This is a genomic window from Prevotella sp. HUN102 (assembly GCF_000688375.1).
Taxonomy (GTDB): domain Bacteria; phylum Bacteroidota; class Bacteroidia; order Bacteroidales; family Bacteroidaceae; genus Prevotella.
In genome coordinates this window covers 1,945,576-1,970,360 of the sequence record NZ_JIAF01000004.1, presented here as the reverse complement: position 1 = coordinate 1,970,360, position 24,785 = coordinate 1,945,576, and the positions used below count along the sequence as shown (strand labels likewise).

Annotated in this window: 19 protein-coding genes; 5 read left to right on the top strand and 14 right to left on the bottom strand. The window is 42.7% G+C overall.

Annotated elements, in window-relative coordinates; translation table 11 throughout:
- Positions 1-166: 166 nt before the first annotated feature.
- Together nifJ and P150_RS0113760 are read right to left on the bottom strand one after the other, a co-directional pair.
- Positions 167-3,739 carry a pyruvate:ferredoxin (flavodoxin) oxidoreductase gene (nifJ, locus tag P150_RS0113765; protein ID WP_028898197.1) on the bottom strand — a complete coding sequence of 1,191 codons (3,573 nt, stop codon included), beginning with the start codon at positions 3,737-3,739 and terminating at the stop codon, positions 167-169.
- A gap of 123 nt (positions 3,740-3,862) precedes the next feature.
- A complete protein-coding gene (locus P150_RS0113760) occupies positions 3,863-5,047 on the bottom strand; it encodes an ATP-binding protein (RefSeq protein WP_028898196.1) in 1,185 nt (394 codons plus the stop codon).
- 140 nt (positions 5,048-5,187) lie between these two features.
- Between P150_RS0113760 and P150_RS0113755 the strand changes: the two genes are divergently transcribed.
- Positions 5,188-6,264, top strand: coding sequence for a hypothetical protein (locus tag P150_RS0113755; RefSeq protein WP_028898195.1), 1,077 nt, complete (start codon positions 5,188-5,190; stop codon positions 6,262-6,264).
- A gap of 408 nt (positions 6,265-6,672) precedes the next feature.
- Here P150_RS0113755 and P150_RS0113745 read toward each other — a convergent pair whose 3' ends face one another.
- From P150_RS0113745 to aspS, 3 genes are all read right to left on the bottom strand, one after another.
- A complete protein-coding gene (locus tag P150_RS0113745) occupies positions 6,673-7,005 on the bottom strand; it encodes a hypothetical protein (RefSeq protein WP_028898193.1) in 333 nt (110 codons plus the stop codon).
- Positions 7,006-7,066: 61 nt separating this feature from the next.
- Positions 7,067-7,354 (bottom strand): winged helix-turn-helix domain-containing protein, encoded by a 288-nt coding sequence (locus P150_RS0113740; RefSeq protein ID WP_028898192.1) that lies wholly within the window; start codon positions 7,352-7,354, stop codon positions 7,067-7,069.
- A 170-nt stretch (positions 7,355-7,524) separates the two neighbouring features.
- Positions 7,525-9,285: an aspartate--tRNA ligase gene (aspS, locus tag P150_RS0113735; RefSeq protein WP_028898191.1), complete on the bottom strand. Its 1,761-nt coding sequence runs from the start codon at positions 9,283-9,285 to the stop codon at positions 7,525-7,527.
- 608 nt (positions 9,286-9,893) lie between these two features.
- On the opposite strand from aspS, the gene P150_RS0113730 reads away from it, so the two are divergent.
- Entirely contained in the window at positions 9,894-10,283 is a 390-nt protein-coding gene (locus P150_RS0113730; RefSeq protein WP_028898190.1) for a DUF1573 domain-containing protein, read from the top strand.
- Positions 10,284-10,487: 204 nt separating this feature from the next.
- Here the strand turns inward: P150_RS0113730 and P150_RS0113725 are convergent, their stop codons facing one another.
- From P150_RS0113725 to P150_RS0113710, 4 genes are all read right to left on the bottom strand, one after another.
- The gene (locus P150_RS0113725; RefSeq protein ID WP_028898189.1) at positions 10,488-11,777 is read right to left on the bottom strand and encodes a folylpolyglutamate synthase/dihydrofolate synthase family protein; all 1,290 of its coding nucleotides are present in this window, start codon (positions 11,775-11,777) and stop codon (positions 10,488-10,490) included.
- A 185-nt stretch (positions 11,778-11,962) separates the two neighbouring features.
- Positions 11,963-13,114 (bottom strand): molecular chaperone DnaJ, encoded by a 1,152-nt coding sequence (gene dnaJ / locus P150_RS0113720; RefSeq protein ID WP_028898188.1) that lies wholly within the window; start codon positions 13,112-13,114, stop codon positions 11,963-11,965.
- Between the two features lie 223 nt (positions 13,115-13,337).
- A complete protein-coding gene (locus tag P150_RS0113715; protein ID WP_028898187.1) occupies positions 13,338-13,925 on the bottom strand; it encodes a nucleotide exchange factor GrpE in 588 nt (195 codons plus the stop codon).
- 85 nt (positions 13,926-14,010) lie between these two features.
- Entirely contained in the window at positions 14,011-15,630 is a 1,620-nt protein-coding gene (locus tag P150_RS0113710; protein WP_028898186.1) for an ABC-F family ATP-binding cassette domain-containing protein, read from the bottom strand.
- Positions 15,631-16,498: 868 nt separating this feature from the next.
- Between P150_RS0113710 and P150_RS0113705 the strand changes: the two genes are divergently transcribed.
- Entirely contained in the window at positions 16,499-18,856 is a 2,358-nt protein-coding gene (locus P150_RS0113705) for a TonB-dependent receptor (RefSeq protein WP_028898185.1), read from the top strand.
- 505 nt (positions 18,857-19,361) lie between these two features.
- Here P150_RS0113705 and P150_RS0113700 read toward each other — a convergent pair.
- The 3 genes from P150_RS0113700 to P150_RS0113690 form a co-directional block, all read right to left on the bottom strand.
- Entirely contained in the window at positions 19,362-19,778 is a 417-nt protein-coding gene (locus P150_RS0113700) for a hypothetical protein (RefSeq protein ID WP_028898184.1), read from the bottom strand.
- A 91-nt stretch (positions 19,779-19,869) separates the two neighbouring features.
- Complete coding sequence (locus P150_RS0113695) at positions 19,870-20,055, bottom strand: hypothetical protein (RefSeq protein ID WP_028898183.1); 186 nt, start codon at positions 20,053-20,055, stop codon at positions 19,870-19,872.
- Positions 20,056-20,181: 126 nt separating this feature from the next.
- Positions 20,182-21,150 carry an SPFH domain-containing protein gene (locus P150_RS0113690; protein ID WP_028898182.1) on the bottom strand — a complete coding sequence of 323 codons (969 nt, stop codon included), beginning with the start codon at positions 21,148-21,150 and terminating at the stop codon, positions 20,182-20,184.
- Between the two features lie 563 nt (positions 21,151-21,713).
- Between P150_RS0113690 and P150_RS0113685 the strand changes: the two genes are divergently transcribed.
- Positions 21,714-21,947 carry a YecH family metal-binding protein gene (locus P150_RS0113685; protein ID WP_028898181.1) on the top strand — a complete coding sequence of 78 codons (234 nt, stop codon included), beginning with the start codon at positions 21,714-21,716 and terminating at the stop codon, positions 21,945-21,947.
- A gap of 12 nt (positions 21,948-21,959) precedes the next feature.
- Entirely contained in the window at positions 21,960-22,256 is a 297-nt protein-coding gene (locus P150_RS0113680; RefSeq protein WP_028898180.1) for a hypothetical protein, read from the top strand.
- 1,075 nt (positions 22,257-23,331) lie between these two features.
- Here P150_RS0113680 and P150_RS0113675 read toward each other — a convergent pair.
- Together P150_RS0113675 and P150_RS0113670 are read right to left on the bottom strand one after the other, a co-directional pair.
- Positions 23,332-23,952, bottom strand: a complete 621-nt coding sequence (locus tag P150_RS0113675) for a hypothetical protein (protein WP_155953021.1) — start codon at positions 23,950-23,952, stop codon at positions 23,332-23,334.
- Between the two features lie 66 nt (positions 23,953-24,018).
- Positions 24,019-24,741: a hypothetical protein gene (locus tag P150_RS0113670; RefSeq protein WP_028898178.1), complete on the bottom strand. Its 723-nt coding sequence runs from the start codon at positions 24,739-24,741 to the stop codon at positions 24,019-24,021.
- Between the last annotated feature and the right edge of the window lie 44 nt (positions 24,742-24,785).

Genomic DNA, 24,785 nt, shown 5'->3' with positions numbered 1-24,785 from the left:
AGATTTCTTTAACTTTTTGCTGCAATAATGGCAGAATATCCTATAAAACTTTCTGATTGTGGAGCTATCAAACTGGTTATATGGTGCGGCCAATGCGCTTCGGGGAGGAATTTAAAAAAGGAGATTCCTTTTGAGAATCTCCTTTATAATAGTATGTTGAATAGAATTATTCAGCAGTTTCAATGCTCCAGTCTTCCTTAGTCTTGCGGACATAGCTCTGGTAGCGGAGTTTTGCCATCTGTTCAGCTGCGTCGAAGAGTTCCTGTGCTTCGTTAGGATAAGCCTTCTTTACAGAGAGATAGCGAACCTCGCCCAACAGGAAGTCTTGGAACTTGCTCCAGTCTGGTTCCTTAGAGTCGAGTGAGAATGGGTTCTTGCCCTCGTCTGCCAACTGTGGGTTGTAACGCCACAAGTGCCAGTAACCGCTCTCTACGGCACGAGCTTCTTCTGCCTGACTCTTGCCCATACCTCCCTTAGCTTTCAAGCCGTGGTTGATACAAGGAGCATAAGCGATGATGAGAGATGGACCCGGATATGCTTCTGCTTCACGGATAGCTTTCAAGGTCTGAGCCTGATCGGCACCCATAGCAATCTGTGCAACGTAAACATAACCGTATGTAGTTGCCATCAAGCCGAGGTCCTTTTTACGGATGCGCTTACCTGATGCTGCGAACTGAGCAATAGCACCGAGAGGTGTTGATTTAGAGCTCTGACCACCGGTGTTAGAGTAAACCTCTGTATCGAGAACGAAGATATTAACATCTTCGCCTGATGCGATAACGTGGTCGAGACCACCGTAGCCGATGTCGTAAGAAGCACCGTCGCCACCGATAATCCACTGGGAACGCTTAACGAGGTAGTGATCCAAAGTCTTCAGTTCTGCACAGATTGGACAACCTGCTTCAGCACCCTTGGCAATCAATGGTTTCAATGCTGCGCTGGAAACCTTAGAGGCTTCTGAGTCGTTCATTGTGTTGATCCATTCGGTAGCAGCTTCCTTGAAGTCAGTAGGAGTGTCGTCCTTGGCAAGCAATTCGTTCAGAAGAACTACGATACGCTCGCGCATCTTCTTGTTACCGAGGTGCATACCCAGACCAAATTCGCAGAAGTCTTCGAACAATGAGTTGTCGAATGCAGGTCCCTGACCATTTTCGTTTGTAGTATATGGTGTAGAAGGGATAGATGCAGAGTAGATAGAAGAGCAGCCTGTTGCGTTGGCAATCATTTCACGGTCGCCATAGAGCTGAGAAATCAACTTAACGTATGGAGTTTCGCCACAACCTGCACAAGCTCCGGAGAATTCAAACAATGGCTGAGCAAACTGAGAGTTCTTAACATTGCTCTTGATGTCTACAAGGTTCTGCTTAGACTTTACATTCTTTGTCAAGTAATTCCAGTTTGAAATCATCTTCTCGTCGCGTGTGAATGGAACCATTGCAAGTGCCTTGCCGTTCTTGTTGCCCGGACAAACGTCAGCACAGTTACCACAACCTACACAGTCGAGAACGCTGACCTGAATGCGGAAGTTCATACCTGCCATAGGCTTCGGAACCTTCATTTCCAATGTCTTGTCGTCGAATGCCTTGATTTCGTTTTCATCAAGAACGAACGGACGGATTGCTGCGTGAGGACAAACGTAGGCACACTTGTTACACTGGATACAATTCTCGGCAGTCCATTCTGGATTGAACGCTTCTACACCACGCTTCTCGTATGCAGATGCACCATTCTTCATAGTACCATCTACCATATCGTATCTAACGAAATCAGAAACCTTCAAGTCGTTACCAATCTGCGCATTGATAGGACGGACAATTTCCTTGATGTATGCCGGAGCGTCGTCTGTTGGGTCTGCTGCATCATCTGCAAGGTTAGCCCAAGCTGGGTCTACTGCCAATGTTGCGTATTCGCCACCACGGTCTACGGCTGCATAGTTCTTGTCTACCACGTCCTGTCCCTTGTTTCCGTAAGACTTAACGATGAATTTCTTCATCTGTTCAACAGCCAAATCTACTGGGATAACCTCTGTGATACGGAAGAATGCACTCTGGAGGATAGTATTGGTACGGTTGCCAAGACCGATTTCCTGTGCAATCTTTGTAGCGTTGATATAGTAAACAGTGATATTGTTCTGAGCGAAGTAACGCTTAATCTTGTTAGGGATGAACTTAACAAGTTCTTCGCCTTCAAAGATTGTGTTCAGAAGGAATGTACCATTCTTCTGCAAACCACGAATAACATCGTACATATTCAAGTAAGCCTGAACGTGGCAAGCCACGAAGTTAGGAGTATTTACCTGATAGGTGGAGTGGATGTGTGAATCGCCGAAACGAAGATGAGAGCAAGTGAAACCACCAGACTTCTTAGAGTCGTAAGAGAAATATGCCTGACAATACTTGTCTGTGTTATCGCCGATAATCTTTACAGAGTTCTTGTTGGCACCTACTGTACCATCAGCACCAAGTCCGTAGAACTTAGCCTCGAAGATACCTTCGCCACCCATTGGAACTTCTTCAATCAATGGAAGTGATGTGAAAGTAACGTCATCAACAATACCTACTGTAAAGTGGTTCTTTGGTTCAGCAAGTTCAAGGTTGTTGAATACTGAGATGATATGACCTGGGGTTGTATCTGAAGAACCGAGACCATAACGGCCACCAACGATCAAAGGCTTGTTTTCAACATCGTAGAATGCGCTCTTAACATCGAGGTACAGTGGTTCGCCTTCTGCACCCGGTTCCTTTGTACGGTCGAGTACGGCAATGCGCTTAACAGTCTTAGGAACTGCTGCAAGCAAATGCTTTACAGAGAATGGACGATAGAGGTGTACTGAAATCATACCAACCTTCTTGCCCTGCTTCATTTGGAAGTCGATAGCCTCACGAGCAGCTTCTGAAGCAGAACCCATCAGGATGATAATGTTCTCTGCATCTTCTGCACCATAGTAAGAGAAGAGGTGGTATTCGCGACCAGTAATTTCCTTAATCTTAACCAAGTAGTCTTCAACAACCTCTGGAATGTTTTCATAATACTGGTTGCAAGCCTCACGGTGTGTGAAGAATGTTTCAGGGTTTTCAGCCGTACCACGAGTTACAGGACGCTCAGGAGAAAGCGCACGGTCGCGGAAACGCTGGATATCTGCCGGATCAACAAGCTTTGCAATTTCTTCCTGATCGATCATTTCTATCTTTTGGTACTCGTGAGAAGTACGGAAACCATCGAAGAAATTGACAAAAGGAATGCTTGTCTTCAAAGTAGCGAGGTGAGGAACTGCCGTCAAGTCCATTACTTCCTGTACTGAACCGGAGCAGAACATTGCAAAACCAGTCTGGCGGCAAGCCATAACGTCTGAGTGGTCTCCGAAGATACACAAAGCGTGGCTGGCAATGGCACGAGCAGAAACATCGAATACGCAAGGAAGCATTTCGCCTGCGATTTTGTACATATTAGGAATCATCAAGAGCAAGCCCTGTGATGCGGTAAATGTAGTTGTGAGAGCACCAGCCTGAAGTGAGCCGTGCATTGCACCGGCAGCACCACCTTCAGACTGCATTTCCTGAACAGCAACAGTCTGTCCGAACAAATTCTTGCGACCCTTTGCTGACCACGTATCAACATGCTCCGCCATTGGAGAAGACGGAGTGATAGGATAAATCGCTGCTACCTCTGAGAACATGTAGCTCACGTGTGCGGCAGCTTCGTTACCATCACATGTGATAAACTTTTTTTCTTTAGCCATTTTGTAATTTATTAAATGATTCTTTATAATGTTTTTGTCTTATTTTGTATAGGACGTGAAATCAGTCGTTTCTTTTGTATAGGGAATCCGTTATTCCAATTATCCTTTTTACCTTTACATTTGTCAGTACAGAAATCCCAAAAGCCAGAGTGGAATCTTGTTATCCTTGCCCACCTCGGTGTTGTATCGTGCGTAGATGGTGTCTGCGCTTAGACGTATCTTGGGGTTGTCAGCATCGCAAATCCTGAATTTAAACTTTTCATCTACGATGTATGTTCCTTGCTTGTTGCTTTCGTTTATCAGATGTTCCCTCCAAAGTGCGTTTACAAAGAAAGTCTCCATCAGATGTTGCTGTTCGACTTGTATAGGATAAATTGCGTAAATCAGATTGGAATTGTTCATCATTACCTTTGCGGGCTTCTTGGGAAATTCCTGTCCGACAGGGTAAATAATGTTGATCAGCCTTGAATCGGCCAGATACTTGATGTAGTTCATTACCGTTGCCCTGCTCGTATTGATGTCCTTTGCGAGATTACTGATGTTCGGAGCTTTCGGACCTCCCAGTGCCAACAGGTAAAAGAGCTTCTTAATCTTTGTGAGGTATTTTAATTCGATTTGCTTGATCAGCAGAATATCCACCTCAGTCATCATATTCATCGTTTTCAGAAGATTCTCCGAAAAGTTTCTGTTTTCAAGGAAGAATGGATAATACCCGTGATGAATATAGTCCTTGAAGTATTTGAGTGGACTGACTTTAGGAAGTATCTGCTTGGTGATTTGCTCGTGGTTCTGAAGAATCTCCTCTAAAGTGTATGGTTTGAACTGGTTGCCAGTCTGGAGATTTAAAAATTCTCTGAAAGAAAACCCACTTAGGTTGTAACTCTTCACGATGCCGTTGAGTTCGGGATTCTCTTCTTTGAGACGCATTACGCTTGATCCGGTAAATACAATTTTCAGTTTCGGATAGAAATCGTAACACCTTCTTAACTCCTGACTCCAGTTCGGCTGTTTGAAAACCTGATCAATGAGCAGAACTTTCCCACCTCTTCTGTAAAACTCACCTGCAAAATCGGCGATACCTCTGCCTTGGAAGTAGAAGTTGTTCATATTGATATATAAACATTGTCTGTCGGTAGACCCGAATTTTTCCTTGGCATATTGCAATAAGAAAGTTGTTTTGCCCACTCCTCGCGTACCTTTTATGCCAATCATACGATGATTCCAGTCTATCTCATCCATCAGGATGCGACGAACCGATGCGTCATTATGTTCGACAAGATAGGTATGAGTGCGAAAAAATGCGTCCATAAACTTTCTATATTATAATGTGCAAAGGTAATATTTATTTCCCTAATTTGCAAACTCTAGATTACAAAAAACGTTTTTTTGCTTTTATTTTGGATTATATTTACTTTGGTGTATCTTTGCAGTAGCAAATATAAGATGAAATGATATTACATATTTTCAATCCCGAGCACGACCTTGCATTGGCAAATAACGACAGAAATTTCACAGCTCCACACGTTGCCCGGCAGTTGCGTTCGGATTTGGGCTACATTCCTGCATTTTGGGCAAATAATGGCGATGCCGTTTGGGTGGATGATGCCGAAGCTGCAAACACTCATCTGCAACGGTTCAAGGCTTTTGCCAACGACGTTGTTTTTGTTGATAAGAATAATCTTGCAGCTTTACAAAGCAAAATCACAGAGATTTCGCCGTGGGGATGGGACAAAGCCTTGAAATTTCAATTGAAAGCATTGGGGATAGAAGATGGATTGCTATTATCTGATGAGCAATTGCACGCGATAAGGACTTATAGCAGCAGACAGTTTTCAGTTGAAATATTATTGCAATTGCAGCAATCAGGCATTGGCGAAAATGTTATTGGCAAGTCTCGATACGTTACAGACTTGGATGAATTGCAGGCAGTTGCAGCAGATAATGAAATGTCTGTCATAAAAGCACCTTGGAGCAGTAGTGGGAGAGGGATACGATACATTGACCGTGTTATGGACAGGGTGCATATAAACTGGGCTCGGAACATCATTTCCAATCAAGGGGGAATCACTATTGAACCTTATTATAATAAGGTAACAGATTTTGCTATGGAGTTTTTCTCAACTTCAGAGGGTGTTTCGTATGCAGGCTTGTCGTTGTTCCAGACTGTCAATGGAGTTTATAGAGGGAATCTATTGACAAATGAAGATGAAAAACGAGAAATAATAGGGCGATATATCGACTTGCGGCTATTGGATAGTATTCGTAGGACTTTGGAAAAACTATTGACCGAGAAACTTTCTTGCAGCTATCGTGGAGCTTTAGGCGTAGATATGATGATAGTTTCAAATTCCAATGCAGCAAATTCAGAAGAAAACGCTTATTTGCTTCATCCGATGATTGAAATTAATCTAAGGCGGACAATGGGACACGTGGCTTTGTCATTAAGCAGAAAAGGAATCGATATCCACAAAACTATGCACATTGCTTTCGATGGAACACATTATCATTTGCACATTGGCAGATGATAATGTGAGAATACGATAGGTTTCTATACATACAACCACGCAACAAGCATCACAATGATAATCGCGATGCAGCAGGTAAAAGTTAAAATTGCACGCTTCCACATCTTTCTTCTATGTGCAATGCTTGCGTGTTTCTGTGAATCAAATGCGCTGTATGGGTCGTATTTACGATGTTTTTTGCTTGTATTTGCTTTATTAAGCATTTTATTTGAATTTATGCAGTTAAATAGTTCTGAGTGCAAAGGTATTGAAAATAAAACAAAAAGTACGCAATAATGCCAACAAATTATAAAAACTTTATTTTTCCGTGATTTTTTGATAGCGTTCTTCTGTTATACTATCTTATTGATAACTATCTAGTTTTATTTAGTTCTATTTGTAAAAGAACCAAACGCAAGTTCTTTCGTGTTAAAAATCGAATAGCGACAAGCTGTTATCAACTTCTTTTTCCTGAACATTATCAGCTTCCTTTTCATCTGTGAATTGAAGGCAAAGCTGTTGGGTTTCCTGATTGTCCAGATTCAGTCTGTAAATGCCTTTTTGTGTCTTTTCTATAATCGAATTTTTATTTTTAGTTACCCTGATAAGGTATTGCTGAACATACGCGTGTACGTCCTTCTGTTCTATCGGCGAAAAGAGAGAATTGCACGCATTGAAGACGTGGCGGGAGATTTTCTGGACAGAAAGCCCATCTTCGCCAGCCTCAAGCAATATGCGTATGATTTCTTTGTCGTATTGCATAAGAAAAAGGAGTCCATATTTGAAATACAGACTCCTTATTTTGGTTTATTGAATTGTCTTTTTAAGCAAGTTCAACCTTGTTGTCATTTCCTTCCTTAACCTTGCCTTCCTTGAAGAGCCAGCCAATTCCAAGATAAGTATCTTCTACTGAAATCTTTGCTGCCTTTGCTATTTCGGCTGCTGAAAGAGCTTTCTCTGCTGCTGCGAGTGCATTGTAAACGTCGCCAGCTCTGAAACCTGCGTTTTCTGCTGACAAATAAACAATTGCTGCTTCTTTCTTTGTAGCTACTTTCTTAGTTGTGGCCTTTTTTGTTGTAGGCTTTGCCTCAGCTGCTTTCTTTTCTACCATAATTTCCTTCAATAATTGGTTTCTATTCAAATCAAATAAAACAATCTGTAATTATTTGCTGCAAAAGTACATCAATTATCTTGATGGAACTATTTTTTTTCGGGAAAAGTAGCCACTTCTAAGTTGAAAATCAATGATTTATAGTTTTTTTTGATTTAAATCAAAGATTGTTAGCTCTTTAGGTCCAGTTTAATCTGTAATTCATCAAGCTGTTTGTCGGCAATTGCAGACGGCGCATCGAGCATCACGTCGCGGCCACTATTGTTCTTAGGGAATGCTATCACATCTCGGATGGAGTCCAAACCTGCAAAGATGCTGACGTAACGGTCGAGACCGAATGCAAGACCTGCGTGAGGAGGTGCACCATATCGGAAAGCATTCATCAGGAAACCAAACTGGACTTCGGCCTGCTGAGGTGTGAAACCAAGCACCTCGAACATCTTTTCCTGCAACTTTGTATCGTGAATACGGATGGAACCACCACCGACTTCGATACCGTTGCACACGAAATCGTAGGCTTTGGCGCGCACCTGCTCCGGATGCTCGTCCAGCAAGTGAAGGTCGTCAGGGTTTGGCATCGTGAATGGATGGTGGGTAGACATCAGACGCTGCTCTTCATCGCTCCACTCGAAGAGAGGGAAGTCCACAATCCACAGGCACTTGAATACATTCTTGTCGCGCAAACCGAGTCTGCTGCCCATTTCCAAGCGTAAGGCGCATAGCTGCACACGTGTCTTGTTGGGCTTGTCGCCTGAAAGGATCAGCACGAGGTCGCCATCCTTTGCTCCGGTGGTCTCCTTAACCTTCTGAAGTTGTTCGGGAGTGAAGAACTTGTCGATAGAACTTTTCACTTCGCCGTCGGCACCATACTTGATGAAAACAAGACCTTGCGCGCCAATCTGTGGGCGTTTCACGAAATCTGTCAATTCGTTCAGCTGCTTGCGACTGTAATCTGCACAGCCCGGCACAACGATACCGCCGATATATTCAGCTTCATTGAATACGGAAAATTCGCTCGTACCCTTCAGGTCGTCCATCAGTTCCACGAACTCCATTCCGAATCGCAAGTCAGGTTTGTCAGAACCATACTTTCTCATTGCCTCGTGCCACGTCATCTGTTCCAGCTTTTCAGGCAACTCAACGCCACGCACTTCCTTGAACAGATGGCGGGCCATATCTTCAAAGATATTGATAACATCGTCCTGATCCACGAAAGACATTTCGCAGTCTATCTGAGTAAACTCGGGCTGACGGTCTGCACGCAAATCTTCATCGCGGAAACACTTTGCTATCTGGAAATAACGGTCGAAACCTGCCACCATCAGCAGCTGTTTCAAGGTCTGTGGGCTTTGTGGAAGCGCATAGAACTGGCCGGGATTCATACGCGAAGGCACAATGAAGTCGCGTGCTCCTTCGGGAGTAGAGCCGATGAGAATCGGAGTTTCCACTTCGATGAACTTATGGCTGTCGAGGAAATTGCGAATGAGGATGGTAACCTTGTGGCGCAATTCCATATTATTGCGGACAGCAGGGCGGCGAAGGTCGAGATAGCGGTATTTCATCCGAAGGTCGTCGCCGCCGTCTGTATTATCTTCAATGGTAAATGGAGGAGTGAGCGAAGAACTCAAGAGTACAAGTTCCTTGGCAATGATTTCTATATCGCCAGTAGGAATCTTGCTGTTCTTACTCTGACGCTCATTTACGATACCTTTCACTTGAATACAATACTCGCGTCCAAGCTTGTTAGCTTCATTGCAAAGTTCTGCATTTTCTGCTTCGTTGAAAACCAACTGGGTAATGCCGTAGCGATCACGGAGATCGATAAAGGTCATACCCCCCATTTTACGTGAACGCTGAACCCATCCGGAAAGTGTTACTTCTTTGCCACAGTCCGAAACACGAAGTTCACCACAAGTATTTGTACGGTACATATAATATCAATATTTTTGTTTCTAACTGCAAAGGTACAAACTTTTGACGAATTAGTATAACGGTAAACAAAAAATATATGACAGTCCGGAAGTTTTTATATGGAATGCGTTTGTTAAAACGGAATAATATCATCATTTGAACGAAATAATTATCATTTTAGACAGATGATAAAGCACGATTTGCAATTGTGCGAAGATTGCATTCCATTCTTCGCACATTTGCCTTGCGTTTTTGCGAAGAATGCATCGCAATCTTCGCACGTTTGGAAACAGAATTATTATCAGTTGATTTACAGATACTTACAGAGCCGGTTAAGATGATGGAAAAACGCTGTCAGTACGTTGGTTAAATAAGAGTATATAAGTAAAAATCTTTCCTTTCTCGATTGTAGACTTCTCTCTATTTTTACTTTATGAGCATCAATAAGCATCTAATTATAAGGCGTATAGCCGATATATCGCTATTTATATCCTATAAATTCAATTCAGTTAAAGAGTTTATTAAATATTATGTAAAAAGCATTTAATAATTGTAAAAACTATCAATCGCTCTAAACTTTCTGGTTACTTTTGCATCAGAAGATATAAATCATAAAAGGATTATAATTATGAAAAAGTTTTTAATGATAGCCTTGATGATGTTTTTCGGCCTTTCATTTGCAATGGCACAGAATCAATCTGAAATCAAGTTCGACAAGGTTAATCACAATTTCGGCACTTTCTCTGAAAGCACTCCGATTCAGAAGGTTACATTTACTTTCACAAATACAGGCAAGGCACCTTTGGTTATCAATCAGGTTGTGGCCAGTTGTGGATGTGCGGTGCCTCGTTACGACAAGAAACCTATCGCTCCGGGGCAGAAAGGTTCTATCGACATTACCTATAATGGTCAGGGTAAATTCCCGGGACACTTCAAGAAGAGCATCACGGTTCGTACAAACGGCAAAACGGAAATGACTCGTCTTTATATTGAAGGAGTTATGGAGGCTAAGAAATAGTAATTGCCTAACAATATTAAGCGGAATCTTTCATCTGAAAGATTCTGCTTTTCTTTTCCTATACATTATATATGTATTGATTTTCTGGCTTTTCCTATTTGAGCGGATGCGGGCTTATAAAGGAGGGTAAGTCTATTTTAGCATCTTTGTATTTCGTAAACGAAAAGAATAAGATGAAGTTTGCATATCGTTCAGAACAGTTTTTTATTTCTTAATGATGGTCAAGAAATCCGAAACAACATAGCTTGAACCACCTACAAAGATGAAATCTTCTTCAGAGGCATCATTCAGAGCTTGCTCGTAAGCCTCCTTAACAGTAGCGAAGGAGTTTCCATTCAAGTCAAGTTCTTTGCCCAGTTCAGCAATTTTATCGACAGGGAAAGCACGTTTGGTACTTGGTTGCGTCCAATAGTACCTTGCATCGCTGGGTAGCATTCTCATAACAGCTTTCAAATCCTTGTCGTCCACCATTCCAAATACAATCCTTCTTGTCTTGCAAGGTTGATTGACAATCTGCCGTGAAAGGTATTTCCAACCGGCTTCATTGTGGCCTGTGTCGCAAACCACTTTTGGGTTCTCTTGAATGGTTTGCCATCTGCCCATCAATTCTGTTCGTTTAGATACTTCCTTAAAGCCTTTTCCAATGCTATCTATATTCCTGATAATATTATTGTTATAGAGTTGCATCGTGGCTGTAAGAATGGTGTTTGCATTCTTATCCTGATAAATGCCCCCCAGTTCGCCTTCTATTTCGCCATAAAAGCGAGTTTGGTATTTTCTTCCTCCATTGGGCAGACTTGAAGAAGACAGAATGGCAGGAATATCCTCGGCAAAAACAATGAGGGAATCCATTTTTTGAGCCTGCGCTTCAAACACAACACGCGTGTCTCTATCAGCTTCTCCTATTACGACTGGAGTCTGATGCTTGATGATGCCTGCTTTCTCATACGCTATTTTAGGCAGCGTGTCGCCCAGAAATTGCGTGTGGTCGAGCGAAATGTTCGTAATGATGGAGAGTAGGGGATTGATGATGTTCGTGCAGTCCAGTCTTCCACCCAGTCCCACTTCTATGACAGCAAAATCAACTTTCTGTTCGGCAAAGTATTTGAATGCCATTGCCGTGGTCAGTTCAAAGAAAGAAGGGTGCAGAGGTTCAAAAAAATCCTTATGCTCTTCAACAAAGTCAATGACGTATTGCTCGGAAACCATTTCGCCGTTCACTCTTATTCTCTCACGGAAATCTACTAAGTGTGGACTCGTGTAAAGTCCCACTTTATAACCGTCTGCCTGTAAAATAGAAGCCAAAGTGTGCGAACAAGAACCTTTTCCATTGGTTCCTGCTATATGTATAGAACGGAAATTCTGGTGTGGATGTCCGAAATGCTCGTCAAGCAAATGCGTGTTTGACAAACCTTCCTTATAGGCTGTGCTGCCTACGCGCTCGAATACTGGAGTGGTATTGAATAGGTATTCTATGGTTTCTTGGAAGGACATTGTAATAATGTTTGTGGTTCTGTATTGTGGTAAAAGGGGAAGCCATTCGGATTTTAGTTCACTTTGTTTGCAGCGATTGCGGGCAATAGTTTGCTTTACATCAAGATTAAAGCTCAATTATTGATATTACCCATTGGCTGCAAACCGAAAGTATCCGATTCTTTTCCTGACTTCCCCTTTTACAATTAGCTGAATAGCTTCTTGAAGTTCTCAAATATTGATTTCTTGGTAGACTTGTCTCCCTTGAAATTATCACTTTCACGGAATTGTTCTACGGCTTTCTTTTCCTCCTTTGTAAGTTCCTTAGGCACGTAGATACTTATCTGGACGATTAAGTCTCCGGTAGCATTTCCATAACCTTGCACTGCCGGCAAACCCTTTCCACGAAGGCGAAGCGTCTTGCCGGGCTGTGTTCCGGGTTCAATCTTTATCTTTACGCTTGAACCATCGATAGTTGGAATGTCTACCTGACCACCAAGTACGGCTGTCGGGAAGTCGAGCAAAAGATTGTAGATGATGTTCTGACCATCACGGATAAACGTTTCGTTTTCCTCTTCTTCGATGAATACCTGAATATTGCCATTCACACCGTTTCGCTTTCCGGCATTACCTTTGCCCGAAACGTTGAGAACCATACCTTCAGCTACGCCGGCAGGAATATTGATTTCTACAACTTCTTCGCCCTTAACAACTCCATCGCCGTGGCAATGTGTGCATTTTTGCTTGATAATGCTTCCCTCGCCACCACATACGTGACAGGTTGTCTGGGTCTGCATCATTCCAAAAATACTTTGCTGGGTGCGTATTTCCATACCACTTCCGTGACAATTAGGGCACGTTTCCTTGCCGCTGCCTGCCTCAGCACCACTTCCGTGGCAATGTTCACAGGTTACATCCTTTCTTACCTTGAATTTCTTGGTTACGCCGGTTGCAACTTCCTGAAGTGTAAGACTTACTTTCAGTCGCAAATCGGAGCCTCGATGCTGGCGTGTACGTGAGCCACCACCACCGAATCCTCCAAAGCCAGAGCCTCCACCTCCGAATACATCCCCGAACATAGAGAATATATCGTCCATTGAGAATCCACCTCCGCTGAATCCACCAAAGCCTCCTCCGGGTCCATCAAACCCGAACTGGTCGTATTGCTGACGCTTCTGAGCATCGTTGAGGATGCTGTAAGCCTCGGCAGCTTCCTTGAATTTCTCCTCCGCTTCAGGGTCATCCGGATTTCTGTCCGGATGATACTTGATAGCAATCTTTCTATAAGCTTTTTTTATTTGGTCTTCCGAAGCGTTCTTGTCAACGCCAAGCACTTCGTAGTAGTCTCTTTTTGCCATTGTTGTTGATTGTAGTTGAATGGAAGTTTGTACTTATTTTTGAATTTATCAGAAGGTTGATAAGGAAATTTACTCATCTTGTGAACAGCATTGAAAAGCGATGATTCTTTTGAGTTTGTCTTCAAATCAGTCATCAAAGTTCTGTCTGTCAGCCTCAGATTAAAAGTTTCCTTCCTTTTATTTTCCTTTAAAATTCTTTCAAACTTCCGATAACTTCTTTAAGTTACTGACCTACTGCTACTTTAGCGTGGCGAATTACTTTTTCATTCAATGTATAACCCGTCTGTACGCAATCGATGATTTTGCCTTTCTTGTCGTCGCCCATATTCGGAACCATTGCGATAGCCTCGTGGAAATCTACATTGAAATCCTGATCTTCTGTCTCAATCTTGCTTACACCAAGACCTTCCAAAGACTTGAGGAACTTCTTATAGATAAGTTCAAACCCTTCTTTGATGGCGTTGGCATCCTCTGTTTTGTCAGCGATAGCACGCTCAAAATCGTCGAGAATAGGAAGAACGGCCTTGATAGTCTTTTCGCCACCATTGAGTATAAGCTCCGTTTTCTCCTTCAAAGTGCGTTTCTTGTAGTTTTCAAACTCGGCAAAAAGACGGATATACTTGTCTTTCCATTCCTCGGCTTCGTCTTTAACTTCCTCGGAATTTTCTTTTTCTTCGTCCTCACTTGGCTCTTCTGAAGAATCTGTTTCCTCAGAATTTTCTGCATTCTCGTTGTTTACTTCCTCTTGGGAATCAACGGCGGTTTCTATTTCTTCGTCTTCGATTTCTATCTTTTTCTTTTTATCAGTCATAATTGGAATATTTTTATTGCATAAAGACAAATTGCGTGCCAATAATCAAAATACATTCTCTCTATTGAGAAAGCCATTGAGAGACCTACGAATACATCTTTTCTCTCTGCTCCTTAATCTGAGCATCGTGAATGTATTCGTCGTAGCTCATCAGTTTGTCAATAATCCCCTTAGGCGTAAGTTCGATAATGCGATTTGCTACGGTACCAATAAATTCGTGGTCGTGAGAACTGAAAAGTATGTTTCCCTTAAAGCCAACGAGGTTATTGTTGAATGCCTGAATGCTTTCCAAATCCAAGTGGTTGGTAGGTGTGTCGAGAATCAGACAGTTGGCGTTCTGAAGCTGCATACGTGCAATCATACAGCGCATCTTCTCGCCTCCGGAAAGGATATTGACCTTCTTCTCAACTTCTTCCTGCTTGAAGAGCATACGGCCGAGGAAGCCCTTCATTGCTACTTCGTTGCCGGGACCAAACTGCGACAGCCAATCAACAAGGTTCAGATCGCAGTCAAAATACGATGTATTGTCCAATGGGAGATAAGCCGTAGTGATGGTTACGCCCCAGTTGAACGTGCCCGCATCGGCATTTCGCTCGCCATTGATGATATTGAAGAGGGCGGTCATAGCCTTAGGATTGCGAGACAGGAATACCACTTTCTGCTCTTTCTCCACGTTGAAGTCCACGTGGTCGAAGAGTACGGTTCCGTCCGTATCGACTGCCTTCAGGTCTTGAACTTCAAGAATCTGATTACCCGGCTCTCTTTCCATTTGGAAAATGATGCCCGGATACTTGCGGCTTGATGGGCGAATTTCCTCTACATTGAGCTTTTCAAGCATCTTCTTTCTTGACGTTGTCTGCTTGCTCTTTGCCACATTGGCAGAGAATCTGCGGATAAATTCCTCCAACTGTTGCTTCTTTTCCTCTGCCTTCATCTTCTGATTCTGAGCCTGACGGAGAGCTAACTGCGAACTTTCGTACCAGAAAGAATAGTTGCCGGCAAACACCGTAACCTTTCCGAAGTCGATATCAATGGTCTGTGTACTTACGGAATCGAGGAAGTGACGGTCGTGGGACACAACAAGCACGGTCTGCGTTTCGTCAATCTCACTCAGATATTCTTCCAACCATTCTACGGTTTCGAGGTCAAGGTCGTTGGTAGGTTCATCAAGCAATAAGTTTTCAGGTTTACCGAAAAGTGCCTTTGCCAACATCACACGCACTTTCTCGCTGTTTGAAAGTTCAGCTACCTGCTTGTCGTGCAAAGCCTCCTTCACACCAAGATTCTGCAACAACTGAGCAGCTTCGCTTTCAGCTTCCCAACCGTTCATTTCGGCAAACTTCAGTTCGAGATCAGCAGCACGGTTGCCGTCCTCCTCGGTCATTTCTTCCTTAGAATAGAGAGCCTCGCGCTCCTTCATATTCTTCCAAAGAGGTTCGTGCCCCATAAGAACGGTTTCCATAACCTTGAATTCATCGTACTTGAAGTGGTCCTGTTCCAATACGGACAACCGTTCGCCGGGTCCTAAATCGATAGTACCCTTTGTTGTTTCCAAATCGCCGGAGATGGCACGAAGCAGCGTTGATTTGCCTGCGCCGTTGGCACCAATGACACCGTAGATATTTCCGGGAGTGAATTTAATATTAACGTCCTTGTACAGAACCCTTTTGCCGAACTGAACGGCAATGTTTGAAAGTGTAATCATTTTATGTTGTTATACCTATTTTTATTTTCGTGCAAAGGTACAATAATTAATTGATAATCCCAAAAAGCACTTTGAAAAGAACGGAAGTAGGTATTTATATCGTTATATGCAGCAGTTGCGAGATAGAAAAATTCAATGAATAAATTTTACAAAAGGGTTTTCATAACTTCAATATTTTGGAGCAGGGAGAGAAAATTTTTCAAATATGCGAATTTTGGTCGTTTTTGTAACTTGTTGAATACTAATAGATTATCATTAAAGATGAAATTCTTGTAAAGTGTTTTGATGATAAAAGCCGTGGTAAAGGACAATAAAGGTGGATAATCGGATAGTTTTTACGCTTCATTCTTTGCAAGTTTGAAAAACATTCTTGCGAAGATTGCATTGCGTTCTTCGCAAGATTGGAAAACATACTTCGCAGAAACGCGATGAAGTCATTGGAAAATAGGTCTGGAATCATCGGAATTTTGCTTTTCGATTTCTATTTTGAAATTTTTCAGAGGCTGTTTTTCAGTAAAGGAATTTAACAAAAAGGAGAATGCGAGTGGATATATCTTTAGGTATTTGTGCGATTGTTAAATTCATAGTATTTAGGTATTGTTCGGTAAAAGGAAAGTTGCTACCTTTGCATCGTCTTAATGAGGGAATTGGACTTGTGCCCACTCATTTCATCTTTACGCTATCTTTCTCACTTTATATATAATAATGTTTAAGATGGAGAAATAGCGTTCAAGTGAGAAGGGGGGATAAATGAAGACCGATTGGACTCGGAAGAGAAGCTGAGGTTTTGATACTGACCGAAAGATTAATCACAAATGAGGAGACGGACTGGTCTCCGAAAATATTAGAATTAGAACTAAAAAAAACAATGAAGAAAGAAAGACTGACAGCCCGAAGTGGGCTGATTGCGGCGATGGTGGCACTGTTCTGCTGCCTGCCATCGCTCGTTGGTGCCGAAAGCATAGACGACAACAAGAGCGGTGCCAATGTTACGGGAACTGTTGTTGAGAAGGAAAGCGGCGAACCTATGTCGCACGTGAGCGTGAGAGTATTGGGCACGATGATAGCCTGTGTAACAAATGCCGACGGATATTATCATCTGGAGGATTTGCCGGTGGGCAATCAGAAGATAGAAGTGAGAGCAACGGGCTATCGTGCGATTACGAAAACCGTGGTAATGGCGGCAAATGGGGCGCAGACTTTGGACTTCTCAATGGAAGTGGATGATATTGCGCTCGACGAAGTGGTGGTTTCGTCGAACCGTTACGCATCGTTGCGACGCAATGCTCCGACGCTGGTAAGCGTTATAGACACGAAGATGTTTGATGTAACGCAGTCACTCTGCCTTGCACAGGGACTGAATTTCCAGCCCGGTGTGAGAACGGAAGACAACTGTGCAAACTGTGGTTTCTCACAAGTGAGAATCAACGGACTTGACGGGCATTATTCGCAGATACTGATTGATTCCCGACCGGTGTTCTCTGCGCTTCAGGGCGTTTACGGACTGGAGCAGATTCCGGCAAATATGATAGAGCGTGTGGAAGTGGTGCGTGGCGGAGGTTCGGCTCTCTTCGGTTCGTCTGCCATCGGTGGTACAATCAACATCATAACGAAAGAGCCAAGCAGCAACTCTGCCGACCTTTCGCACACCTTTATGGCGTTCAAAGGAGGCAAGACGTTTGAAAACAACACCACGGTAAACGCATCGGTGGTGTCGAGCGACAACAAGGCCGGATTCTCTGTCTACGGCCATAGCAGAAACCGTGGGGGATACGACCGTGATGCTGACGGCTATACCGATTTGCCGAAACTCATCAACAAGACGATTGGATTGAGTTCTTTCCTTCGTCTGAACAGCTATTCCAAGCTGACTTTACACTACCATACGCAGAGCGAGTTCCGTCGCGGGGGCAACAATCTCCATCTTCCCGCCCACGAATCGAACATTGCCGAACAGCTCCGGCACAATATTCACGGAGGAAATCTGGGCTATGACCTCTTCACTCCTGATGGCTTGAACCATCTTTCTGCCTATGCTTCGTTCCAGTCCATCTCACGCGACAGCTACTATGGTGGCACGGGCAACGGGTCGGATGAGAGCAAGGAGGATGCTATGAAGGCTTACAGCAAGACACGTGATTTGAATATTATGGGTGGGGTTCAGTTTATCCATAATTTTGCAAGCCTTCTTTTTATGCCCGCCGACCTTACACTGGGTGCAGAATATAGCTACGACGGGCTCAAGGACCACGCTCTGGGCTATGACGCCATCACGAAACAATACGTGAGAACGGGAAGTATGTTCTTTCAGAATGAATGGAAAAACGACCAATGGAGCTTCTTGCTCGGTGGACGGTTCGACAAACACAACCTCATCAGCCATCTGATATTCAGCCCCCGTGTGAACGTCCGCTACAATCCTACGGACGACGTCCACCTCCGACTCACTTATGCCGGTGGATTCCGTGCTCCACAGGCTTTCGACGAAGACCTGCACACGACGCTTGCCGGCGGCGAGCGCATCAAGACACGGCTCAGCAAGGATCTGAAGGAGGAACGTTCCAACAGTATCAGCCTCTCGGCCGATATGTATCACAGCTTCGGCTCCGTGCAGACCAACCTGCTTGTGGAAGGATTCTTTACGCATCTTAATAATGTTTTTGCACAGCGCAAACTGGAGGAGACGGATGAAAATGGTATCGGAATCCTTGAAAGATACAACGCCCATTCGGCAACCGTCATTGGCTTGAACCTCGAGGGCAAGGCTGTTTTCAGCCGTTGGCTGCAACTTCAGGCAGGTTTCACTTGGCAGAAGAGCGAATACAAGGAAGCCGTGGAGTGGGACGAGGGTGCGCCCGCCGAGAAGAAAATGTTGCGCACGCCCGATATTTACGGTTATTTCACGGCGCAGATAACTCCGGTAAAGAACTTCACAGCATCCCTTTCAGGCAATTATACGGGCAAAATGCTCGTGGGACACGCTGCCGGTTCGGGTGTTGATGCACCGGTGGCCGTGAATACGCCGTCGTTTATGACGCTGAGCCTAAAACTTGCCTATGATTTCAAGATTCACAAGAGCGTGAAGGCACAGTTGAATGGCGGCATTCAGAACATCACGGACGCTTATCAGAAAGACATTGACAAGGGATGGAACCGTGATGCCGGCTATATCTATGGTCCGTCGCTCCCACGATGCTATTACGTGGGTCTGAAAATAACATATTGACCTCGCGATATATGGGGATGAATGGGAAGAGGAACCTTTATGAATGCTTCATTTATGTTGGGTGTAGGCGTACACCTTGCGAATGGTTACATACAAGGATTCCTGTTTGTTCCCCTTTTCACAGTCCTCATTTCATATAATTCAGGATGACAGAGCGCTGTCGTTTCTGCAATAACCTGAGTTCGGATTTATCACGAACTCAGGTTATATTATTTTCGCCTTTCGGGAATCAGAAATCATTTCCACATAAATATCACGTGATATTTGCCGAAATATTACGTGATATTTATTGAAATATTACGTGATATTTGCCGAGATATTACGTGATATTTACTGAAATATTACGTGATATTTTCCAAAGGCGTTCCAATAAAGTCGTTTCCTGATTCTGGATTTATTCAAAATTCAGGTAAAAAAAGATGCAAATGGCTGCATTCCTGCTTAAAAAGCATAATGGAATTTAGCACAATTTGCATCCGTTTTTTTCTTCCTTACAAGCCGAAAACTATCCTGCTTCATTGATTTTATTCGTGAAATAAATCACGATAATCGCTATAACCACTGAGAAGCAAATGTCCATCACGGTTTGGAGAGGGTCGGAAAAGTTTCTCACAATCGATTTGAGAATGATACTGCACGATACCCATAAAGCCACCAATCGCAACATCATAGCGTTGAGATGGTATTGCTTGTGATTGCTCAGCTTACGGTCGAAAGTGAAGTTTACCCACTTCATCCGTGGTTTATAGGCAGCGGCGAGCAGTACAACCACAGAAAGAGTCATAATGCCCACACCAATAATGCCATTAACAGATATTTTCCCATTGTGGAATCCAACTATGGAGACAGCCCAACTGATGATGAGCGCAGATGCGCATAGAAGTTCCAGTATGGTTCCTTGTTTTGTTCTTGGAAGTGTCATTTTCTTGCGTATTGATTTTACTATACTTGGGTTTGAAGGTATGTAAACAAGCGTTGGCGAGAACGAGCCTCGCCACGAGTATTACTATTGCTTATTCTTCAGTTGCTTTTTTATTCTTCGGCAGACGGCGGGCTTTGCGCAGTGCTTCAGTTATAATCCACTGAAGCTGTCCGTTGGTGGAACGGAATTCGTCGGCAGCCCATTTTTCAATGGCAGCCATAGTTTCAGCATCCATTCGAAGGATAAAACTTTTGTTTGCACTTTCTTTTTTTGCCATAACGGTTGATTGAAAGTATTAAGTATCGGCGACCGAATGCTTCTGATTCAGAATTTTCATCTTATCCGTCTGACGGTGGAAGTCTGGTCAGCCAACACTTAATACAATCCTTGTATCCTTTGTCTCTTACATATTCAAGGTTCCGGTGTTTACTACGGCTTGCGTGTTGTTCTCGCTGCAAAGAACCACCATCAGATTGCTTACCATTGCAGCCTTCTTGTCCTCGTCCAAGTCCACGATATTGTCTTCGCTGAGTCGTTTCAACGCCAAATCCACCATCGAAACGGCACCGTCCACAATCTTTTCGCGTGCCGAAATGATGGCACTTGCCTGCTGGCGACGCAACATTACAGCGGCAATCTCTGGTGCATAGGCGAGATAATTGATTCGGGCTTCTACAATCTCTATTCCCGCCATATCCAAACGCTCGTCCAGCGTGGCTTCAAGGAGCTTGTTTATTTCGTCGCTATTGTCGCGGAGCGTCTGCGAATCATTGTCGTCCTCGATGTTGTCGTAGGCATACTGACCTGCCACCTGTCGCAAGGCTGCATCGCCCTGTACTCTGACAAACCTTTCAAAGGCCGACATAAGGTCGCCGGGCTTTTGCGTTCCGTCGGTGGCCACGTTCCCCTGTGCCATCGTTTCCGAGTCGATTTCAAAGATAGCTTTGTACGTATCTTTCAGTTTCCACACGAGCATCATACCAATCATAACCGGATTACCCGTCTTGTCGTTTACCTTGATAGGCTCCGCATCAATGTTTCGGGCACGGAACGAAAGTTTCTTCGTGTAGATAAGAGGATTTACCCAATGAAATCCCACTTTGGTAAACGTACCTTTGTATTGCCCGAAAAACATCATTACAAGTGCTTCATTGGGTTCTACTTTAATAAATCCCGCTAATACGAAAATCGACAGGAGCAGCAACAAAATCCCGCCTCCCAACAGCCATCCTCCGAAGTCGGCTCCATTATCGAGTAATACTATCCCATAAATGCCGATTGCCAGTGCAGCGATTCCCATTAGGATGTTTACGAAAAGCATACCTAAGCCACTGAAGACTTTTCCCTGAAATGAAAATTCTTTATTTTCCATATTTTCTTGTTTTAAGTTATACGATTAAATGATATCAAATTGATATCACAAAAATATGAAATATTCTTTTATTCACGCAAGAATATATATTCTTTTTTGCATAAATTAACCAACGGAATAGGTATCTGATTTCAAGTTTTTGCCTCTATGAAAACATAGAAACAAAAACAATAAATGTAGTTATATTGCTGACTTTTTGATACTTACGGAATAACAAACTTTCTCCTTTAAGCCATATTCAACTCTCTTTCTAATCTTTTGAGAATAATGATTTCATCGTGTCGGCAGCTTTGTTGTTTCAATGTTTTCTTTTTTCAAGCAAATCAACCGTATTGCGAACCAATACATCGTATTCGCACCATTTGTTTTTACCTAGATAAATCATATTTCTCTAAAAACAATGGGAAAGCGTTCACTTTTCTTGTAGTCTTCCTTCCTTCTTCCAGTCCTACTAATTTAAGTTAAAAACACTTGAAAGGGCACAAATGTTACTCTCCATACATATTAAATAGTTTATCTTTGCGCAGAATTTAATAAACAAATAAAACGAAAGGAAATAGAATATGACACACGGACACGACGTATTGCATATGATGGAGGGTAATAGCTACACTACAAAGGAAAGCCTTGTGAAAGCTATTATTGAGAAATTCGGACCGGAAGAAACCTTCCATACTTGCTCTGTTGAAGGGCTTTCTGCCGAAGAGCTTGTTGATTTTCTGGAACAGCGTGGCAAGTTTATGCCTTCTCAGGAAGATGAATTTACGGTGGATTCAAGCAAAATCTGTAACCATTAATTCCCTGCAACTATGATAAAGATATATGGAATGAAGTCTTGTCCCGACTGTGTGGCCGTGGACGAGCAGGTAAAGGGAAACAATAATTACAAAATCATTGATATCGGCGAACACGTGCGCTATCTCAAGGAATTTCTCCGTCTGCGAGATAACAGCCCTGTGTTCGATGAAGCGAAACAGATGGGATACGCAGGCATCCCCTGTTTTGTGCTCGAAGATGGTACGATAACGCTCAATCCTGAAGATGCTGGGTTGAAGTCGGCTGACTCAGATGCTCCATCGTGCCGACTGGATGGTAGTGGTTGCTAAGAAAATCATAAGTTTTTCAAAATAGACGGTCATATTTTCAAATGAAGATATGACCAATTTGTTTTTATTTCTTATTGCTCTTGATTTTTTTTCTATGTGGGAGCAAAGAGTTTTTCCCAAATAAATCTATGAAAAAATGTAGCGCATTCCTAAATTTAAATATAAAATAAAAAGGTGCGCAACAGCAATTTCTTGCTCGTTGTGCACCTCTTGGCTGTCGACAGACAACCTAAAGTGTCTCTCTTGAACTCTTAAAATCTTTTTCCTTATATAACTAATCTACCTAAATCAACCTGTAATCCTGAAATTTGAATCAATCTTTAACCTCAATTTTACTAATCCTATTTTCTGAAAACAATTCAGTTCTTTACCTTATAAGTAGCCTATTAACTGTTACTAATCTAAAACAATCATTACTTGTTATCTTATGATGATGCAAAGATACGACTGTTATCGGACACAGCAAGGTTTTTTAATGGAAAAACTCATTGAAAGTTCATTTTATTGACATATATCAAGCACGATATTAGCATTATATTTAATTTTTGATAGATTATTATATTTTTTCAGGATTGTCATTCTACGAATGACTTGTAAATAAATCTTTCTGAAAAAAGGCTTCTGTAAAATCTCAAAATAGGAATTTCGGCAATGGTTTTTCATCAATTCACACTTTGTTTTCACTTCTAATTTTCCATTTGTCCGAAGAATGCAATACAAGTGTGCGATAAATGTTTTCCATTCTTCGCATAAACGCAAAACGAAATTGCGAAGAATGGAAGCACAACTCCTTGATAAAATCAACTTGGAACTGTGCATTCTTCGCAAGAATGCACGTCAGATAAATTTCACTAATCGAGATAATATTTATAAATCGTTAAATATCAGTATTTTATAAAATTATCAAATAACGGGCATATTTGCGAATAGAAAAATATTTTTTCAAAATATCGCCGTATTTTCAACTATATTGTAAAAATATTTCAAGCAGAAAAATTGATAGCCTTTGAATATGCAGGCAGCCGGTTTCTTGCAAAACCTTGTCATAAAGCAATCGTGAATTAAGTTTTCAGGCTTATTCTTTTTCTTCTCTTTTTTCAATTATCTGAATTGGTTCTTCATATCCATACTTCGTTTTCATAGCCTGTACTTCGGCAGCAGAAAGTTGTTTGTAGATTGTGTATGCGTAGGTTGGCTTTCCTTCGGCATCGGTTCCCAACAGACTGACTGCACCTACTTCATCGTTTGTCAGTCTTACAATCTGCATCGTAGCAAAATTGTTGATGATCAGTCTGCATTCTTTCTCGTCATATTCAAAAGGGTAGGGATTGGATGCGATTCTCCCGGTTGCAGAATTGAAGAAAAAGGAGTGGATTTTGCCGTCTTCAAAGAAGTAACTCATCGGGCTTCGTCCTCTGATTAGGTGGTAAGAATCATTCTTTGCGAGTTCTCCTGAAGGCATAATCTCACGTGTGGAAATCCATTGTAAACCATCTTTTTGTGATAATTTGCTGAAGTCTTTCTTTGAAATTTTTTGTGCGTTCTTCACGATACATTCTCCTTTGCTGTTGAAAGTGAAAACAAGTTCCGGCAAGAGGGTTGCCGTCTGTTCTTGTATTTTGGCTGTTGAACACGAAATCGCAATCATTGAGATTGCAGAAAGCATTAGAGACATAATTGTTTTTCCCGTTTTCATCTGCATTTAATTTTGATTTTGAAGAGATATCTGAATCTTATTTCTCCATTTAGTTTGCATTGTCATTTATCTTATCCACGCCAGATAGAGCGTGTTGAGCTTGTCGTCGGAAAGCCTGTAAACGGCATCGTATTCAATCGGAGAGACGTATGATGTAAATTCCTCGTCCAATGCCTCTGATGGTACCTCTCCGTCGAAGTTCAAACTGCCATAGAGTTCCATCATTGCTTTCAGTTCTGAATCGTTTTTGCCGGGTGGAATCCATTCCAAGCCACTGTCGGCGAAGCATCCTTGATTATAGAATGTAACGTAATTGCCGAGCGTCTGTTGCCGTTTGAGGAAGATGAGAATGTCGATAATGTCTTTCGGGTCGGGACGATGTGGCGTGCCTGTATAGTGTTCGTCGAGCAGATAGTGGACAGGTTTGTGGGTAATCTCGTCGATGAACACCGTCTGGCCGGTGGCTTTGTCGAGTTCGGTAATCAATGGAGTGGGGAGTCCGTCAGGATCGAGTATTCTGAATGTTCTGGATTTCGCCTGCATTTCCTCTATCGTCAGTTGGCTGAGCCATTCATCGGCTAAGGATTCATGGCCGAGCTGCGATGAAAGGGTGGTTGCCTCTGCCACAAGGTCGATGATACTGCCGATAGTAACCTCTCTTGCACTCATCAGATGTTTGCCATACCGGAACCATCGGATGTGCATTCCTTGCATATCCTTTGCCTCCTTCAACTCCAAACGTTTAAGAAGTCTGAATTGAAGCAACTGAAAGTATTCAGCTTTTTCCATCTGTTATAATTAATGTACGTGTACGATTAATATGATATACACGA

Bases quoted from the DNA above. Each gene is read 5' to 3' on its own strand.
- P150_RS0113740 (WP_028898192.1), bottom strand. From the start codon at position 7,354: ATGGTAGAAAAGAAAGCAGCTGAGGCAAAGCCTACAACAAAAAAGGCC.
- P150_RS0113760 (WP_028898196.1), bottom strand. From the start codon at position 5,047: ATGGACGCATTTTTTCGCACTCATACCTATCTTGTCGAACATAATGAC.
- P150_RS0113680 (WP_028898180.1), top strand. From the start codon at position 21,960: ATGATAAAGATATATGGAATGAAGTCTTGTCCCGACTGTGTGGCCGTG.
- P150_RS0113705 (WP_028898185.1), top strand. From the start codon at position 16,499: ATGAAGAAAGAAAGACTGACAGCCCGAAGTGGGCTGATTGCGGCGATG.
- P150_RS0113695 (WP_028898183.1), bottom strand. From the start codon at position 20,055: ATGGCAAAAAAAGAAAGTGCAAACAAAAGTTTTATCCTTCGAATGGAT.
- aspS (WP_028898191.1), bottom strand. From the start codon at position 9,285: ATGTACCGTACAAATACTTGTGGTGAACTTCGTGTTTCGGACTGTGGC.
- P150_RS0113715 (WP_028898187.1), bottom strand. From the start codon at position 13,925: ATGACTGATAAAAAGAAAAAGATAGAAATCGAAGACGAAGAAATAGAA.
- P150_RS0113725 (WP_028898189.1), bottom strand. From the start codon at position 11,777: ATGTCCTTCCAAGAAACCATAGAATACCTATTCAATACCACTCCAGTA.
- P150_RS0113675 (WP_155953021.1), bottom strand. From the start codon at position 23,952: ATGAAAACGGGAAAAACAATTATGTCTCTAATGCTTTCTGCAATCTCA.
- nifJ (WP_028898197.1), bottom strand. From the start codon at position 3,739: ATGGCTAAAGAAAAAAAGTTTATCACATGTGATGGTAACGAAGCTGCC.
- P150_RS0113745 (WP_028898193.1), bottom strand. From the start codon at position 7,005: ATGCAATACGACAAAGAAATCATACGCATATTGCTTGAGGCTGGCGAA.
- P150_RS0113690 (WP_028898182.1), bottom strand. From the start codon at position 21,150: ATGGAAAATAAAGAATTTTCATTTCAGGGAAAAGTCTTCAGTGGCTTA.
- P150_RS0113710 (WP_028898186.1), bottom strand. From the start codon at position 15,630: ATGATTACACTTTCAAACATTGCCGTTCAGTTCGGCAAAAGGGTTCTG.
- P150_RS0113670 (WP_028898178.1), bottom strand. From the start codon at position 24,741: ATGGAAAAAGCTGAATACTTTCAGTTGCTTCAATTCAGACTTCTTAAA.
- P150_RS0113755 (WP_028898195.1), top strand. From the start codon at position 5,188: ATGATATTACATATTTTCAATCCCGAGCACGACCTTGCATTGGCAAAT.
- P150_RS0113730 (WP_028898190.1), top strand. From the start codon at position 9,894: ATGAAAAAGTTTTTAATGATAGCCTTGATGATGTTTTTCGGCCTTTCA.
- P150_RS0113685 (WP_028898181.1), top strand. From the start codon at position 21,714: ATGACACACGGACACGACGTATTGCATATGATGGAGGGTAATAGCTAC.
- P150_RS0113700 (WP_028898184.1), bottom strand. From the start codon at position 19,778: ATGACACTTCCAAGAACAAAACAAGGAACCATACTGGAACTTCTATGC.
- dnaJ (WP_028898188.1), bottom strand. From the start codon at position 13,114: ATGGCAAAAAGAGACTACTACGAAGTGCTTGGCGTTGACAAGAACGCT.